This window comes from Agromyces sp. P2_B3 (genome assembly GCF_056404815.1).
Window position 1 is genome coordinate 21,162 of record NZ_JBFUDH010000003.1, and the last position, 16,822, is coordinate 37,983.

Consider the following 16,822-nt stretch of genomic DNA (forward strand, 5'->3'; position numbering starts at 1 on the left):
TGCTCCGTAAAGGACAGAATCGAGCCCATCGCGAGGTAGAGCGTTATGTTGGTTCCGCGATGGGCATGCGGACAGGGATGTCACACGAGTGACGCTCTATCCTAGCCAATCCTTGGCATAGGCCGCAATCCGGCAGTACGCCCCGCCCGTCATCCGTGCTCACACACCCGTGGTCACGGTCATCCGGGAGCCGCCATCGCATCGATCCTCGCATCGAACGTCATGTCGCGGGTCGCGCGGTAGTTGAGGTGCACGGATGCCGCGATGGTGTTCACCCCGTCGCGCAGGGCGGACGCCGGGATCGTGACCACCACCTGCGGTGCGGCCGTGGTGCGGGGCGCCGCCGTCGCATAGGTACCCGAACCGATGACTCCGGTCGGGAGATTCGAGCGAGCGACCTCGACTCCGTTGACGAACACCACCACCCCGTCGTCCGCGCGAGTCGTCAGCGTGACGCCGCTGAGCACGTCCGCGTCGGCGACCGTGAACGAGCGTCGGAACTGCGCGCTGATCGGCCGTCCCGACGTCGGCGGCGGCACGTCGACGACGGTGACGATGCCGGGAGCGCCGAATCCGAACAGCGCCTTCCCGGCGTTCCAGCCGCGATCGTCGAAGGCGGATGTGGTCCAGCCGGCTGGCCAGCTGCCGCTGCGGTACTGCCAGCGCCAATCGCCTCCCGCGTCCACCAGCACGACCGGCACCGGTTCGGACGGCGCGGGATCCGTCGTCACCACGAGCGTGGTCTCCGTCGACTCGAGTCCCGTCGTTCCCACAGCACGGATGCCGTAGGTGTACGCCGTTGCCGGCAGGACCTCCGTGTCGACCGTCGTGGTGGTCCCGCCGGCCACCGTGCCGAGGGGCTGACCATCCTTCGAGATCGTCCAGCTCTGCACGGGCGTCGCGTCACCCGGCGCCCACGAGAGGGTCACGTCCTCGTGGGTGCTGTCGGCCGTGAGCGTCGGGGGTGCTGGTGCAGGAGGCGTCGTGTCCTGCACTCGGGTCGCGGACATGACCAGCTCGAACGACGCATCCGTCGTGCCCTTGTAGTTGAGGTGGGTGGATGCCGCGATCGTGTTGATCCCGTCGTGCAGCAGGCCGGCGGGCACCGCGAACTCGGTCGGCGTGGCGGTCGCGACCGAGGTCCTCGGCGCCGCGGTGGCGTACGTGCCTGAGGTCACGGTGCCCGTGGGCATCCGCGAGCGGCCGATCTCGACGCCGTTCACGTGCACCACGACGCCGTCGTCGGCGCGCGTGATCACGCGCACGTCACTGAGTTCGCCGGCTAGAGCGATGTCGACGCGATGTCGGAACACCATGCTGATCGGGCGATTGGTGGTCGGCAGCGGCTTGTCGACCACCGTCACGATGGAGGTGGATCCGCGTCCGAGCGGTGCGCCGCCCCGTGCCCACGCGGTGTCGTCGAACGCCTCGGTGTTCCAACCGGTCGGCCAGGCGCCGGGCTCGTAGCGCCAGCTCCATGAGGAGCCGCCGGCGAGCAGCGTCACCGGCTCCCCGCCGGCCGGCGCGTGCATGTCGTACGACAGCGTGAAGCGGCTGTCCGCGTCGTTCTCCGTCTGCTGCAGGTACGGCGAGTAGGTGAAGGCGTCGATCGTGTCGGTCGCGGGATGGAACGTGTAGTACCGCAGCCACCCGTTCCCGCCATTGGCGCGATCCTGGTAGTCGCTGAGGATCTGGTGCACGGGCCGGCCGCACGCATTGGGATCGGTGCGGCGGGCCTCACTCAACTCGCCGTCGTGCCAATGCCCGTTGACGACCATGAAGATGTTGCAGTTGCGGTAGACGAGCTCGTTCCAGACGTCGTTCGCAGACTTCGGCGTCGTGTCGGTGCGGATGACCGTGTTCGACCGGTTGCCGGTGGTGGTGATGAAGCCGTGCGTCGCGAGGATGACTCGGCGATCGGGGTACGCGTCGATGACGCGCTGCGCCCAGGCCAGGGAGTACGCGGGCGACTCGAATTCCAGGTTCACGAGGAGGAGCTTGAGTCCGCCGGCGTCGAGCAGCGCGTAGTTGTCCTTGTTCTTCCGATCGATGCCATCGGGCCCGAACTGGTTCTGCCCGAGGTAGCCGCCGTATCGCACGGAGGCGGAGTTCCATGTCGCGGCGGAGTAGCGGCTCGGCGGGAAGTACGTGTCGTAGGTGCTCGACTCCCCGGTCGTGATGCTGAGGTCGTGGTTGCCGGGGAGCACGGAGCTCGGGACGCCCGCCGTGTCGAGGATGGCCATCGACCGGCTCGCGCGAGCCCACTGGTTGACGTTCGGCCAGGATTCGACGAGGTCGCCGAGATGGATCGCGAACTTGGTGTGCAGCTGGTCGCGCTGGTCGACGATCCACTGCGTCTGCTGGTCGAAGATGGCGTCGATGCCGCCAGTGTTCGTGTAGCCCTGCGTGTCGGGGATCACCACGATGGTGAAGTCGTCCTCCGCGGCGACCGCGGTGTCGGTCGGCATGAGCATGAGCGCCGCGAGCGAGGCGGTGGCGGCAAGCGATGCCGCCACCAACCGTCGCGATCGGGAAACGCGTCCAACTCGGGTCATCGGAACTTCCAGCACGAGCCGCGGGCCGGCTCGACATGGCTAGGTCTACGCCGACCTCAGCGTGTCCGCCAACCCCCGAACGGGGGCGGCGGCTCACGCGCACTCAGCCGAGCAGCGCGCCACGCAGCGTGTCGAGGCCGACGCCGCCGAGGTCGAGCGCGCGACGGTGGAACTCGCGGATGTCGAACCGGTCGCCCTCACGCCGCGCCACCTCGTCGCGCAGCTGCTCCCAGATCCGCTGGCCGACCTTGTACGACGGGGCCTGCCCGGGCCAGCCGAGGTAGCGGTTCACCTCGAAGCGCACGAACCCCTCGTTCATGTTCACGTTCTCGGAGAGGAACTCGAACGCGTACTCCCCCGTCCACCGGCCGGTGCCGTCGGGCCGCTGCTTGCCCAGGTGCACGCCGATGTCGAGCACCACGCGAGCCGCGCGCATGCGCTGGCCGTCGAGCATGCCGAGCCGGTCGGCGGGATCGTCGAGGTAGCCCAGGCCCTCCATGAGGCGCTCGGCGTACAGCGCCCAGCCCTCGGCGTGGCCCGACGTGCCGGCGAGTTGACGCCGCCAGGTGTTGAGCTTGCCGCGGTTCACGACGGCCTGGCCGATCTGCAGGTGGTGGCCGGGGACGCCCTCGTGGTAGACGGTGGTGAGCTCGCGCCAGGTGTCGAACTCGGTGACGCCCTCGGGCACCGACCACCACATGCGGCCCGGTCGGGTGAAGTCGTCGCTCGGCCCGGTGTAGTAGATGCCGCCCTCCTGCGTGGGCGCGATCATGCACTCGAGCGTGCGGATCTCCTCGGGGATGTCGAACTGCGTGGCGCCGAGCTCCGCGACCGCCCGATCGCTGGTCTCCTGCATCCAACGCTGCAGCGCGTCGGTGCCGTGCAGCTTGCGCGAGGGGTCGCCGTCGAGGTGGGCGATCGCCTCCGCGACGGATGCCCCGGGCAGGATCTCGTTCGCGATGGCCTCCTGCTCGGCCACCATGCGGGCGAGCTCCTCGATGCCCCACTCGTAGGTCTCGTCGAGGTCGATGACGGCCCCGAGGAAGTGCCGCGACTGCAGGGCGTAGATCTCGCGCCCCACGCCGTCGCGCTCTCCCGCGATCGGCTGGAGCTCCCGTTCGAGAAACGCGGCCAGTTCGCCGTACGCGGCAGCGGCACCGGATGCCGCACGCTCGAGCTCTCGGTGCAACGACTCGGGAAGCTCGCCCTCGCCGGCCTTCGCCTGCTCGGCGAACGTGGCGAAGAACCCGTCGGCCTTGGCGATGCGATGGGCCTGCGCGGCGACCTCGCGCACCTGCCGGACGGCCGGCACGACGCCCTCGGCGCCGCCCGCACGCAGCGTGGCGACGTACCCGTCGATCGCGGCGGGCACGGCGCCGAGACGCGCGGCGATGCGCTCCCAGTCGTCGCGCGAATCGGTGGGCATGAGGTCGAACACCTCACGGACCTCCTGCGCGGGGCTCGCGATGACGTTGAGGTCGCGCAGGTGCAGCTTCGCGTCGTGGCTCTCGAGGGCGAGCGCGAGCTCGCTGCCGAGGTCGGCGACGGTGATGCGGTCGATATCGTCGACCGGTTCGGCCGCGCGAAGCGCCGCGAGCGCTGCACGCGTCGCTTCGATCGACCGGGCGTGGCCATCGGGCGAGTAGTCGGCGAGTCGGTCGTCGGCCGATGGCCGCCCGATGTACGTGCCCACTGCGGGGTTCAGCTCGACGAGTGTGTCGACCCACCCCTCTGCGATGCGATCGACGTCGGACGGGATGCGCTCACTCGATGCCATGGGTCGAGCCTATGACACCCCGGTGACCCTCGCCGAGGCCGCCCGAACGCGAGCACCGGCGATGCATGCCGACAGGCGCATGCGCCCACGCCCGCGGTCAGTGCGCCGCGTCGTCCCAGTTCGAGCCGCGGCCGATCTGCACGTCGAGCGGCACGAGCAACTCGGCGGCATTGGCCATTCGGTCGCGGACGACCTGCTCCAGCACGTCGGACTCGCCGTCGGCGACCTCGAAGATGAGCTCGTCGTGCACCGTCATGAGCATCCGGCTCTCGAGGCCCTTCGCAGCGATGTCGGCCTCGACGCTCGTCATCGCGATCTTCATGATGTCGGCGGCCGAGCCCTGGATCGGGGAGTTCAGCGCAGCGCGTTCGGCGTTCTCGCGGAGCACGCGGTTGGGGCTCGACAGGTCTGGGAACGGCCGCCGGCGCCCGAAGATGGTCTCGGTGTACCCGTCGACCTTCGCCTGCTCGACGACGCCCCTCAGGTAGTCGCGCACGGAGCCGAAACGCTCGAAGTACTCGCGCATGAGCTGCTGGGCCTCGGCCCGGTCGATGCGCAGCTGCTTCGACAGTCCGAACGCGCTCAGCCCGTAGGCGAGGCCGTATGACATCGCCTTGACCTTCGTGCGCATGAGCGACGTCACATCGGAGGGCTCGACGGAGAACACCCGTGCGCCGACGAAGCGGTGCAGGTCTTCGCCGGCGTTGAACGCCTCGATGAGGCCGGGGTCGCCCGAGAGGTGGGCCATGATCCGCATCTCGATCTGCGAGTAGTCGGCCGTCAGCAGCTCGGTGTACTCGGGTCCGTGACGGAACGCCTTGCGGATCCGGCGGCCGTCCTCGGTGCGGATGGGGATGTTCTGCAGGTTCGGGTCGTTCGACGACATGCGCCCCGTGGCCGCACCGATCTGCCCGTAGGACGTGTGGATGCGGCCGTCGGCGGCGATCGACTTGTCGAGCGACTCGACGATCTGGCGCAGCTTCGTCACGTCGCGGTGCTCGAGGAGGTAGCCGAGGAAGGGGTGCGGATTGGACTCCTGCAGATCGGCCAGGGCACTCGCGTCGGTCGTGTAGCCGGTCTTGGTGGAGCGGGTCTTGGGCATGCCGAGCTGCTCGAAGAGCACCTCCTGCAGCTGCTTGGGCGACCCGAGGTTCACCTCGCGACCGATCTCGGCGTAGGCCGCCTGCGCGAGCGCCAGGGCACGCGAACCGAGCTCGGACGAGAGGGAGGCGAGCTCGGCGTGGTCGACCGTGACGCCACGCAGCTCCATCGCGGCGAGCACCGGCACGAGCGGCATCTCGACCTCGGCGAGCAGGCGGCGGGAGTCCTCGGAGAGCGCGCGCAGCACCACGGGCGCGAGCCGGAGCGTGTACCAGGCGTACTCGGGAGCGCCCGCGTCGCTTCCCTCCTCGGGAACGAGCAGCGAGGGGTCGGCCTGCGGGACGGTCTCACCGAGGTGGAAGGACACGAGGTCGGCCAGCGACTTCTCCGGCAGGATCGGCCGGATGAGCCACCCGGCGACGAGCGTGTCGAGCACGAGGCCCGCGACCGGGAGGCCCGATCGCGCGGCCGCCTTGAGCTGCGCCTTGGCGTCGGTCATGATCTTGGGCGCCTCACCGGCGAGCCAGGCTTCGAATGGCGCCGCGTCGGCGGCACCGGCCTGCCAGGCGAGCTGCACCGTCTCGTCGGAGGCGGCGATGCCGGCCCCGATCACGCGCCCGTCGACGATCTCGAGGCTCAGTCCGAGTCCGGCGGGTTCAGCGGCCGTCGCGCGCTCCAGCCACGATGCGAGCGCTTCACCGCCGAGCCGCTGCGGCGACGGAGCGATCGGTGCGGGAGCGGAGGCGATCTCTTCGACGGCGGGGGCGGATGCCGCGGGCGAACCGGTGCCGGCGGCGACACGCCCGCCGCCGTTGCCGTTGAGGTCACCGGCGGCGAGCTTCGTGAGCCGCTCGAGGAGCGTGCGGAACTCGAGGCGCTCGAAGAGCGGACGCACCGACTCCACGTCGATCGGCTTCGCCTCGAGCTCGTCGAGCACGACCTCGAGCGGGACGTCGCGCACGAGCCGGTTGAGCCGGCGGTTGCGCTCGGCGTTCTCGCGCTGGTCGCGCAGGTTCTGCCCGGCGACGCCCTTGATCTCGTCGGCGTGCGCGAGGATGCCCTCGAGGTCGCCGTAGAGGCCCAGCCACTTCACCGCGGTCTTCTCGCCGACCTTCGTGATGCCGGGCAGGTTGTCGCTCGTCTCGCCCACCAGGGCGGCGACGTCTGGGTACTGCTCGGGGCGGATGCCGTAGCGCTCGATCACCGCGGCGGTGTCGTAGCGCTTGAGCTGCGACACGCCCTGCGTGTTGGGATAGAGCAGCGTCACGTCGTCGTCGACGAGCTGGATGGTGTCGCGGTCGCCCGAGACGAGCAGCACGCGGTAGCCGTCGGCCGACGCCTGCGTGGCGAGGGTCGCGAGGATGTCGTCTGCCTCGAAGTCCTCCTTCTCGATGGTGCGGATGCCCATCGCCTGGAGCGCCTCCTGCAGGAGCGGCACCTGGCCCTTGAACTCCACGGGCGTCTCGCCCCGGTTGCCCTTGTACTCGGCGTACTCCCGCGTGCGGAAGGACTGGCGCGACATGTCGAACGCGACCGCGAGGTGCGACGGCTTCTCGTTGGCCAGCAGCAGCAGCAGCATCGACAGGAACCCGTGGATGGCGTTCGTGTGCTGCCCGTCACGGGTGGAGAAGCTGTCGACCGGAAGGGCGTAGAAGGCCCGGAAGGCCAGCGAATGGCCATCGATCACGAGAAGGGTGGGCTTGTCTGCGTCCGGCACCCCCCAAGCCTACAAGCGGCCGCCGACACCGATTCGCCGCCGTGGACGCCCGCACCAGGGGCGGCGGCGCGGCGGCGGAAGACGACGGATGCCGCGACGAGCAGGTCGTCGCGGCATCCGGAATTCGGGGGTCTGTGCGCTACTTCTTCGGCGCCAACTGCTCGATGATCGCCTGCGAGACGTCCTTCATGGTGAGGCGGCGATCCATCGACGCCTTCTGGATCCAGCGGAACGCCTCGGGCTCGGTGAGGCCCATCTTCTCGTTCAGCAGGCCCTTGGCCCGGTCGACGAGCTTGCGGGTCTCGAACCGCTCGACGAGGTCGCCGACCTCCGCCTCGAGCGCGATGATCTGCGCGTGGCGGGCGAGTGCGATCTCGATCGCCGGCAGCAGGTCGTTGGGCGTGAACGGCTTGACGACGTAGGCCAGCGCACCCGCCTCGCTCGCCCGCTCGACGAGCTCCTTCTGGCTGAACGCCGTGAGGAGCACGACGGGCGCGATGTGGCCCTTCGAGAGCCGCTCGGCCGCCGAGATGCCGTCGAGCTGCGGCATCTTCACGTCCATGATGACGAGGTCGGGGCGCAGCTCGGTCGCGAGCGCCACGGCGGTCTCGCCGTCTCCGGCCTCGCCGACGACCTCGTAGCCGTTGTCGCGGAGGATCTCGACGATGTCGAGGCGGATGAGCGACTCATCCTCCGCGACGACGACGCGGCGCGGCGCGGGCGGCTGGGTCTCTTCGCTGTCAGTCACGCAGGAAAGCCTACGGTATTCTGAGCGAGGCCTCTGGCCGGTGTGGCGGAATGGCAGACGCGGAGCACTCAAAATGCTTTGCCCGAAAGGGCGTGTGGGTTCGACCCCCACCACCGGCACCGTCTGGCGTGAGCCGCCTGTGCGCGACGCGGCATCCGCACACCTCACCCCTGGGCGGTCAATCCTCACGAGCGGGCGGATGCTGCGTGCCGCGATGGATCTCGTAGAGGCGCGCGTGACCGGGCGAATCCGGGTCGTCGACGATGGGCTGGTCGGCCATGAAGAGCCGGATCAGGTGCGCCAGCTCGCCCGAGTGGCTGAAGTTGATGGCGTGCGCCGCCCCCTCGATCTTCACGATGAGCACGTGGTTGTCGGTCTGGCTCGCCACCTCCTGCACGCGCTCGGGCCCGGGCATGAGCGGATCGCGGTCGCCGAGCACCGCGAGCGTGGGGATGTGCATCGCCAGCATGCGCTCGAGCGAGGGGTACTGCGTGAGCGCCTTGAACATGCGCACGGTGCTCGGCACGCCGAATCGCAGGTAGTCGGGGGTCACCACGCGCATCAGCTGCGGCGGCTCGCGCGTGCCGTCGCGGCTGATCTGGCCCATCGCCCGGCGCAGGGGCTGGTTGAAGATGCCGCCGGCCGGAGACACGAGCACCGCCCGCTCGAGGCGCTCGGGATAGTGGTACGCGAACTCGCAGATCACCGGGCAGCCCATGGAGTTGCCGACGAGGGTCACGCGTTCGATGCCGCGGTCGTCGAGGAACCGCGCTGCCGCGTGCGCGAGGTCGGGCACGTCCAGCGCGTCGGCCGCCTTGCCGCTGCGACCGAACCCGGGAAGGTCGGGCACGAGGGTGTGGAAGTCGTCGGCGAGCCGCTCTGCGGTGGGAAGCAGGTAGCGACCCGACAGCCCGAACCCGTGCACGTGCATCATCACCGGTGCTCCGGGCGGCGGGACAGGTGACTCCCGGTAGAACACGTCGATGCCGTCGATGGTCGTCCACCGCTCGGCGAGCGTCGTGGAGGGACGCTTCGGCGCACGGCGCGCACGGCGCTCACGGCCGGCGGTTGCACTCGATCCGGTCGACATCATGCGCTCCTGCCCGTCAGCACGACCCCCATGACGGAAGTCTGGCACGGAGGTGCGGCGTCACGCATCCACGACATACGCACGACGGCCCGGTCGCTCCCTCGGAGCGCCGGGCCATCGGACGGCGAGCGGCTAGAGCACCTCGCCGACGACGTGCACGCGCACGTCGTTGGTGGTGCCGGGGATGCCGGGAGGGGAACCGGAGATGATGACGACCTTCTCGCCGTTCACGGCCTTCCCGGTCTTGGCGAGCACGACGTCGACCTGGCCGACCATCTGGTCGGTGTGGGTGACGCGGTCCACCACGTAGGACTCGACGCCCCAGTTCAGCGCCATCCGCCGCCGGATCGCGGGATCGGGCGTGAAGGCGATGATCGGGATGACCGAGCGGATACGCGACATCCGGCGAACCGACTCACCGGTCTCGGTGAACACGCACAGGTACTTCGCCTCGACGAAGTCGGCGACCTCGACCGCTGCGAGGGTGATCGCGCCGGCCTGCGTTCGGGGCTTGGTGCCGAGCGGCAGGATGCGATCCAGCCCGTGCTCCTCGGTGGACTCGACGATGCGCGCCATGGTCTTCACCGTGATGACGGGGTACTCCCCCACGCTGGTCTCGCCCGAGAGCATGACCGCGTCGGCGCCGTCGAGCACCGCGTTGGCGACGTCGGAGGTCTCGGCGCGCGTCGGCACCGGGCTGTGGATCATCGACTCGAGCATCTGCGTCGCCACGATGACCGGCTTCGCCAGGCGGCGGGCGATCTCGACCGCGCGCTTCTGCACGATCGGCACGGCCTCGAGGGGCAGCTCGACGCCGAGGTCGCCGCGCGCGACCATGATCGCGTCGAACGCCTCGGTGATCTCCTCGAGTGCGTCGACGGCCTGCGGCTTCTCGATCTTCGCGATCACCGGCACGCGACGGCCGACCTCGGCCATGATCTCGTGCACGCGATCGATGTCGCTCGCGTTCCGCACGAAGGAGAGCGCGATGAGGTCGGCGCCGAGTTCGAGGCCCCAGCGCAGGTCGGCCTCGTCCTTCTCGGACAGCGCCGGCACGTTGACTGCGACGCCGGGCAGGTTGATGCCCTTGTTGTTCGAGACCGGTCCGGCCACGATGACGCGGGTGGTCACGACGGTGCCGTCGGTCTCGACGACCTCGACTCGCACCTTGCCGTCGTCGATGAGGAGGAAGTCACCGGGCTTGACGTCCTGGGGAAGTCCCTTGAACGTCGTGCCGACGAGCTCCTTCGTGCCCACGACGTCTTCGGTCGTGATCTTGAAGATGTCGCCCTCGGCGAGCTCGTGCGGGCCGTTCGCGAACTTGCCGAGCCGGATCTTCGGGCCCTGCAGGTCGACGAGCACCGCGACGGCGCGACCCGAGTCGTTCGCCGCCTTCCGCACGTTCTGGTAGACGCCCTCGTGGACGTCGTAGCTGCCGTGGCTGAGGTTCATCCGTGCCACGTCGATGCCCGCATCGACGATCGCCCGGATCTGCTCATAGCTCGATGTCGCCGGCCCGAGGGTGGCGACGATCTTCGCTCGTCTCATCTGGTGTGTGCTCCCGTGTTCCGCGCCGCAGCGCTGGGTTGTGGTCGTGCGACGCGCCGTCGGCGCGCGCTGGGTCTAGATCGCGAAGGCGCGGGCGTGCGCCGGGATCGGGCTGGGCAGGTCGGTGTCGCCTTCAAGGTACCGGTCGACGGCGGATGCCGCAGCGCGGCCCTCGGCGATGGCCCACACGATGAGCGACTGGCCTCGTCCGGCGTCGCCGGCGACGTACACGCCGGGCTGCGACGTCGAGTAGTCGCCGTCGCGCGCGATGTTGCCCCGGTCGGTGACCGGGAGCTGCAGCTGCTCGTCGAGCTCGCGAGTCTCGGGGCCGGTGAACCCGAGGGCCAGGAGCACGAGGTCCGCGGGGATCTCGCGCTCCGTGCCGGCCTTGGGCACGCGACGGCCGTCGAGGTACTCGGTCTCGGCGACGCGGATCGCGCGCACCTCGCCGGCGTCATTCGCGAGGAACTCGACCGTCGACGCGAGGTAGTGGCGGTTGCCGCCCTCCTCGTGGGCGCTCTGCACCTCGAAGACGGTCGGATGCATCGGCCACGGCTGCTCGGCCGGACGCGTCGTGCCCGGCTCCTTGCCGATGGCGAGGTTGGTGACCGACAGCGCACCCTGCCGGTGGGCCGTGCCGATGCAGTCCGCGCCGGTGTCACCGCCGCCGAGGACGACGACGTGCTTGCCCTCGGCGCTGATCTGGTCGAAGACCTGGTCGCCGGCGAGGTGGCGGTTGGACTGCGTGAGGTACTCCATGGCGAAGTGCACGCCGGGCAGGTCGCGGCCCGGGATCGGCAGGTCGCGCGGCACCATGGCCCCCGTCGCGACGACGACCGCGTCGTACCGCTCCCGCAGTTGCTCCCACGTGATGTCCACGCCGATGTTGACACCCGCGCGGAAGCGGGTGCCCTCGGCGGTCATCTGCGCGAGCCGCAGGTCGAGGTGCTTCTTCTCCATCTTGAAGTCGGGGATGCCGTAGCGCAGGAGACCGCCGATGCGGTCGTCGCGCTCGAAGACCGCCACCGTGTGCCCGGCCCGCGTGAGCTGCTGCGCGGCCGCCAGGCCGGCGGGTCCCGACCCGACGACCGCGACCGTCTTGCCGGTGAGGCGTCCGGGGGGCTGCGGCTGCACCCAGCCGTTGCCGAACGCCTGGTCGATGATCGAGACCTCGACCTGCTTGATGGTCACGGCGGGCTGGTTGATGCCGAGCACGCACGCCGACTCGCAGGGCGCCGGGCACAGCCGGCCCGTGAACTCGGGGAAGTTGTTCGTCGCGTGCAGGCGCTCGATCGCCGCGCGGCCCTCGCCACGCCACATGAGGTCGTTCCACTCGGGGATGAGGTTGCCGAGCGGGCAGCCCTGATGGCAGAACGGGATGCCGCAGTCCATGCAACGTCCGGCCTGCCGGCGGAGCTGGGCGGGGTCGCCCTGCTCGTAGACCTCTTTCCAGTCCATGATGCGCACCGGCACGGGACGCCGCTTGGGCAGCTCGCGCTCGGTGACCTTCAGAAAGCCCTTCGGGTCAGCCACCCGTCACCTCCATGCGTTCGACGAGCAGTGCTCGGTTCGGGGAGAAGTCGTCGATGCCGATGGGCATCGCGGATGCGTCAGCCACCGGTCACCTCCAGGATCCGCGTCCACACGACGTCGCCGTCGGGGTCCAGCCCCTCGTCGACGGCGCTCTGCCGCGTGCGGAGCACTGCCGCGTAGTCCCGCGGCAGCACCTTGGTGAAGCGGTCGAGCGCGGCATCCCCCTCGGCGAGGATCCTGGCGGCGACCGCGGAGTCCGTGGTCTCGAGGTGCTGCTCGAGCAGGTCGCGCACGATCTCGCGGTCGGCGCTGCCGAGCGGGTGCAGCTCGAGCTCACCCGAGCTCAGCGACTCCCGGTTCACCCGGTCCTCGTGGAGGCCGAGCACGTACGCCGTGCCCCCGGACATGCCGGCGCCGAGGTTGCGCCCGGTCTCGCCGAGGATGAGGGCGAGGCCGCCGGTCATGTACTCGAGCGCGTGGTCGCCGACGCCCTCGACGACCGCGGTCGCTCCCGAGTTGCGCACGAGGAACCGCTCGCCGACGATGCCGCGGATGAACATGCTGCCGCGGGTCGCGCCGTAGCCGATGACGTTGCCGGCGATCACGTTCTGCTCGGCGACGAATCCGCTGTCCCTCGAGGGACGCAGCACGAGCTGTCCGCCCGAGAGCCCCTTGCCGACGTAGTCGTTCGAGTCGCCCTCGAGGCGGAGCGTGATGCCGCTCGGGAGGAACGCGCCGAGCGACTGGCCGGCGGAGCCGGTCAGGGTGACGTCGATGGAGCCCGGCGGCAGACCGTGCTCGCCGCGCAGGACGGTGACCTCGTGCCCGAGCATCGTGCCGACCGCACGCTCGGTGTTCTTGATCGGCAGCTCAATCTGCACGGTGCCGCCGGCGTCGAGGACGATGCGGCTGCGGCGGATGAGCTCGTTGTCGAAGTGCTGGTCGAGCTCGTGGTCCTGGTGCCGTAGGTTGCGCCGCGGCTCGGACTCCGAGAAGTCGGGGCCGACGAGCACCGGCGTGAGGTCGAGCCCCGCCGCCTTCCAGTGCGAGACCGCGCGGTCGACGTCGAGGAGGTCGCGACGCCCGATGATGTCGTCGAGCGAGCGGTAGCCGAGCTGCGCGAGGTACTCCCGCACCTCCTGCGCGATGAACTCGAAGAAGTTCACGACGAACTCGGGCTTGCCCGAGAACCGCTTGCGCAGCTCGGGGTTCTGCGTCGCGACGCCCACCGGGCAGGTGTCCAGGTGGCAGACCCGCATCATGACGCAGCCCTGCACCACCAGCGGCGCGGTCGCGAAGCCGAACTCCTCCGCACCGAGCAGCGCGCCGATGATCACGTCGCGACCCGACTTCAGCTGGCCGTCGACCTGCACGACCACCCGGTCGCGCATGCCGTTCAGCATGAGCGTCTGCTGGGTCTCCGCGAGGCCGAGCTCCCACGGTGTTCCCGCGTGCTTCAGCGAGTTCAGCGGGCTCGCGCCCGTGCCGCCGTCGTGCCCCGAGACGAGGATGACGTCGGCCAGGGCCTTGGCCGTGCCGGCCGCGACCGCGCCGATGCCCGACTGGCTCACGAGCTTCACGTGCACGCGCGCCTTGGGATTGGCCCGCTTGAGGTCGAAGATGAGCTGCTTGAGGTCTTCGATCGAGTAGATGTCGTGGTGCGGGGGCGGCGAGATGAGGCCGACGCCCGCGGTCGCGTGCCGGGTGCGTGCCACCCAAGGGTAGACCTTGGTGGGCGGCAGCTGCCCGCCCTCGCCGGGCTTGGCGCCCTGCGCGAGCTTGATCTGGATGTCGTCCGCGTGCGTGAGGTACATGCTCGTCACGCCGAACCGGCCTGACGCGACCTGCTTGATCGCGCTGCGGCGCTCGGGGTCGAGGAGCCGGTCGAGGTCCTCGCCGCCTTCGCCGGTGTTCGACTTCGCGCCGATCCGGTTCATGGCGATGGCGAGCGACTCGTGCGCCTCCTTCGAGATGGATCCGTAGCTCATCGCGCCCGTCGAGAAGCGCTTGACGATGGACTCCACCGACTCGACCTCGTCGATCGGCACCGGTTGGCGGGCTCCGGTGCGCAGCGCGAACATGCCGCGAAGCGTCATGAGCTCCTCGGCCTGCGCGTCGACGAGCGAGGTGTACTCGCGGAAGACGTCGTACCGGCGGTTGCGCGTGGCGTGCTGCAGCCGGAACACCGTCTCGGGGTTGAAGAGGTGCGGTGAGCCGTCGCGGCGCCACTGGTACTCGCCGCCCGTGGTGAGCCGCTCGTGCGCGCGCACGGCGGCGTCCTCGGGGTAGGCCACGCGGTGGCGGTGCAGGTTCTCGGATGCGACCACGTCGATGCCGACGCCGCCGAGCTTCGAGGTCGTGCCGGTGAAGTACTCGTCGATGAAGTCCTGCGCGAGCCCGACCGCCTCGAAGGCCTGGGCGCCGGCGTAGGACGAGATGGTGGAGATGCCCATCTTCGACATGATCTTCAGCACGCCCTTGCCGAGCGCCTTGATGACGTTGCGCACGGCCTGCTCGGGGGTGACACCGGTGATCACGCCGGCTCGCACGAGGTCTTCGCAGGTCTCCATCGCGAGGTACGGGTTGACCGCGGAGGCGCCGTAGCCCACGAGCAGCGCGACATGGTGGACCTCGCGCACGTCGCCGGCCTCGACCACGAGTCCGACCTTCATGCGGGTCTCCGACCGGATGAGGTGGTGGTGCACGGCCGAGAGCATGAGCAGCGAGGGAATGGGCGCGAGGTCCTTGTTGGAGTCGCGGTCGGAGAGCACGATGAACGACGCGCCCTCCTCGATGGCCTCGTCGACCTCGTCGCACATCTCGTCGAGTCGCGCCCGCATGGCCTCTGGCCCGTCGTCGACGCGGTAGAGCCCCTTCAGCGTCTTCGTCGTGCGCGCGCCGACCCGCGGGTCGATGTGCACGATCTTCGCGAGCTCGTCGTTGTCGATGACGGGGAAGTCGAGCGACACCTGGCGGGCGTGGTCGGGCCCGGCGGTGAGGAGGTTGCGCTCGGGGCCCAGCGAGGAGCCGAGTGACGTGACCACGGCCTCGCGGATGGAGTCGAGCGGCGGATTGGTGACCTGCGCGAACTGCTGCGTGAAGTAGTCGAAGAGCAGGCGCGGCCGCTGCGACAGCACCGCGATCGGCGTGTCGGAGCCCATCGCGCCGAGCGGCTCCTGCCCGGTCTTCGCCATGGGCGTGAGGAGGATCTTCACCTCCTCCTCGGTGTAGCCGAAGGTGCGCTGGCGACGGTTCACGGAGGCCGGGGGGTGCACGATGTGCTCCCGCTCGGGCAGCTCCGAGAGGCGGATGCGACCCTCCTCGAGCCAGTCGCCCCACGGCTCGGATGCCGCGAGGTCGGCCTTGATCTCGTCGTCCTCGATCAGTCGCCCGGCCTCGGTGTCGACGAGGAACATGCGTCCGGGCTGCAGGCGGCCCTTGCGCACGATCTTGGACTGGTCGATGTCGAGCACGCCGATCTCGCTCGCGAGCACCACGAGGCCGTCGTCGGTGACGATGTACCGGCCGGGACGCAGGCCGTTGCGGTCGAGCGTGGCGCCGACGAGCGAGCCGTCGGTGAACACGATGGCCGCCGGGCCGTCCCACGGCTCCATGAGCATCGAGTGGTACTCGTAGAAGGCGCGGCGGGCGGGGTCGATCTCGGTCTGGTTCTCCCAGGCCTCGGGCACCATCATCATGACCGCATGAGGCAGGCTGCGGCCCGAGAGGGTCAGCAGCTCGACGACCTCGTCGAACGAGGCCGAGTCGCTCGCGCCGGGCGTGACGATCGGGAGGATCGGGTCGAGGTCGCCGAGCAGCTCCGACTCGAGCTGCGACTGGCGCGCGCGCATCCAGTTGCGGTTGCCCTGGATGGTGTTGATCTCGCCGTTGTGCGCGATCATCCGGAACGGCTGGGCGAGCGGCCACGACGGGAACGTGTTCGTGGAGTACCGCGAGTGCACGAGGGCGAGCTTCGATGCGAACCGCTCGTCGGAGAGGTCGGGGTAGAACGGCTCCAGCTGGAGCGTGGTCACCATGCCCTTGTAGACGAGGGTGCGGCACGACAGGGACGCGAAGTAGAGCTCGAGCTCGCGCTCCGCGCGCTTGCGCAGCCGGAACGTGAGCCGGTCGAGCGCGATGCCCTCGAGCCGGGCACCCTCCGACGTGGTCGCGGACGACTGCACGAAGAGCTGCTGCACGACCGGCATGGCCGCACGGGCGAGGGTGCCGAGCTCGTCGGGACGCACGGGCACCTCGCGCCAGCCGAGCACCTCGAGGCCCTCGGATGCCGCGAGCTGGGCGAAGCGCCGCTTGACGCTGCTGCGCGCGGTCGGGTCGACGGGCAGGAAGGCGTTGCCCACGGCGTAGGAGCCGGCGGCGGGCAGCGTGAAGGGTGCGACCGCGCGCAGGAACGCGTCGGGCACCTGGGTGATGATGCCCGCTCCGTCGCCCGTGCCCGCGTCGGACCCCACGGCACCCCGGTGCTCGAGATGGCGCAGGGCGTCGAGCGCCGCGGTGATGATGTCGTGTCCGGCTGAGCCCCGGAGGGTCGCGACCATCGCGAGGCCGCAGGCGTCCTTCTCGGCGGCCGGGTCGTAGAGACCCTGGGCGTCGGGAACGAGACTGAACCTCGAGAAGGGTGGAGTGAGCGACACGTGGACCGTCCTCATCAACTAGTTAGGCAGCAGGGGACGTCGTCGGCCCTTCGAAGGGATGTCGCGGCGCATGGTGCGGCGTCGCGTCGGAGAACTGG

Annotated in this window: 8 protein-coding genes and 1 tRNA gene; 1 reads left to right on the plus strand and 8 read right to left on the minus strand. The window is 69.9% G+C overall.

The annotated features are described in order from the left end of the window. Nucleotides 1-179: 179 nt before the first annotated feature. The 4 genes from AC1DZA_RS05730 to AC1DZA_RS05745 all read right to left on the minus strand — a co-directional run bounded on the left by AC1DZA_RS05730 (nucleotide 180) and on the right by AC1DZA_RS05745 (nucleotide 7,898). Complete coding sequence (locus AC1DZA_RS05730; protein ID WP_476772027.1) at nucleotides 180-2,516, minus strand: metallophosphoesterase; 2,337 nt, start codon at nucleotides 2,514-2,516, stop codon at nucleotides 180-182. Between the two features lie 142 nt (nucleotides 2,517-2,658). Continuing rightward, on the minus strand, nucleotides 2,659-4,332 hold the full coding sequence (locus tag AC1DZA_RS05735; RefSeq protein ID WP_476772028.1) for a DUF885 domain-containing protein: 1,674 nt from the start codon (nucleotides 4,330-4,332) through the stop codon (nucleotides 2,659-2,661). 97 nt (nucleotides 4,333-4,429) lie between these two features. Then, the gene (polA, locus tag AC1DZA_RS05740; protein WP_476772029.1) at nucleotides 4,430-7,150 is read right to left on the minus strand and encodes a DNA polymerase I; all 2,721 of its coding nucleotides are present in this window, start codon (nucleotides 7,148-7,150) and stop codon (nucleotides 4,430-4,432) included. A 139-nt stretch (nucleotides 7,151-7,289) separates the two neighbouring features. Further along, nucleotides 7,290-7,898: an ANTAR domain-containing response regulator gene (locus tag AC1DZA_RS05745; protein WP_159602535.1), complete on the minus strand. Its 609-nt coding sequence runs from the start codon at nucleotides 7,896-7,898 to the stop codon at nucleotides 7,290-7,292. Between the two features lie 36 nt (nucleotides 7,899-7,934). Between AC1DZA_RS05745 and AC1DZA_RS05750 the strand changes: the two genes are divergently transcribed. Beyond that, nucleotides 7,935-8,017: transfer RNA gene (locus AC1DZA_RS05750), tRNA-Leu, on the plus strand. Between the two features lie 59 nt (nucleotides 8,018-8,076). Here AC1DZA_RS05750 and AC1DZA_RS05755 read toward each other — a convergent pair. From AC1DZA_RS05755 to gltB, 4 genes are all read right to left on the minus strand, one after another. Continuing rightward, nucleotides 8,077-8,988: an alpha/beta fold hydrolase gene (locus tag AC1DZA_RS05755; protein WP_476772030.1), complete on the minus strand. Its 912-nt coding sequence runs from the start codon at nucleotides 8,986-8,988 to the stop codon at nucleotides 8,077-8,079. Nucleotides 8,989-9,120: 132 nt separating this feature from the next. Then, nucleotides 9,121-10,536, minus strand: a complete 1,416-nt coding sequence (pyk, locus tag AC1DZA_RS05760; protein ID WP_309978780.1) for a pyruvate kinase — start codon at nucleotides 10,534-10,536, stop codon at nucleotides 9,121-9,123. 75 nt (nucleotides 10,537-10,611) lie between these two features. Beyond that, entirely contained in the window at nucleotides 10,612-12,069 is a 1,458-nt protein-coding gene (locus AC1DZA_RS05765) for a glutamate synthase subunit beta (RefSeq protein ID WP_476772031.1), read from the minus strand. Nucleotides 12,070-12,146: 77 nt separating this feature from the next. Next, nucleotides 12,147-16,724: a glutamate synthase large subunit gene (gene gltB / locus AC1DZA_RS05770; protein ID WP_476772032.1), complete on the minus strand. Its 4,578-nt coding sequence runs from the start codon at nucleotides 16,722-16,724 to the stop codon at nucleotides 12,147-12,149. Nucleotides 16,725-16,822 lie beyond the last annotated feature (98 nt).